Origin of the sequence: Pseudomonas sp. Q1 (assembly GCF_009935975.1) — a bacterium.
GTDB classification, from domain to species: domain Bacteria; phylum Pseudomonadota; class Gammaproteobacteria; order Pseudomonadales; family Pseudomonadaceae; genus Aquipseudomonas; species Aquipseudomonas palleroniana.
Genome location: NZ_QODI01000051.1, coordinates 1 through 824 on the forward strand (window position 1 = coordinate 1; position 824 = coordinate 824).

Genomic DNA, 824 nt, shown 5'->3' on the forward strand with positions numbered 1-824 from the left:
TCAATGAAGGAATATCTCGGAACAGAAGTCACATCAGGTACTTGGGTGGCCACACAGCGGTCCACAAACACACGCAGTGGGACATGGTTGTACACCTTCACAGATGCCTCAATATTGATAGTGTCACCCAAGTAGTATATATTTGAAGGCCTCTGAAAGGACCAGTCATCAATCATGAGGCTCATGGAGAACACCAAGACATCCTCGCCAACCTCCGTTGAAGCATAAGGAACCCAAGTTGGCCTCAGAGCATTACTGCTCACATTATGGAGCCTTTGATAGTGGCATTGAACGCCAACAACTGCACCCTCAGTACGGGTAATCGGCGTGCCAGCAAATGCCACAGGAGTGTAGGTAACCGCATAGGTGTAGACGAGCTCATCCTCGGTCATCATCAACACACTATTGCAGTCCTGCAGTGCATATTCAAAGATGAGCACCCCAGAGGCAGAGTCCTCACCAACAACAGGACAGCCTCCCATAGACAAACCACTTGGCTGGATCAGCTGACCATTGCTGAACATATCCTTCTTCACCTCCACATGAACCCGGTTCTCACTGCATTGAACAGCCACACTACTGGGAGTCACAGGTTGCCTCAACTGGAAGTTCGCCGCCAACTCACGTTGCACTTCTGGGACAACTGGAAACTTCCAGTCCAAAGGCTTGACTGGACCCTGCATCAGCTGCTTCTCCTGAAGACCAAGAGGCTCTTGCGCAAATCTTCTGGAGTCAAGAACCGGAAACTGATAATCCTTTTGGAAAGGATTCAAGAACCCTTGAGAAGAAAGAGCATGACCTCTGGAAGCCGGAGCTGATTGTGG

1 protein-coding gene is annotated in these 824 nt (G+C 49.9%); it reads right to left on the reverse strand.

The annotated features are described in order from the left end of the window. Positions 1-824, reverse strand: an 824-nt coding sequence (locus DK870_RS29075) for a zona pellucida domain-containing protein (RefSeq protein ID WP_161550420.1), incomplete at both ends; no start/stop codon positions are given.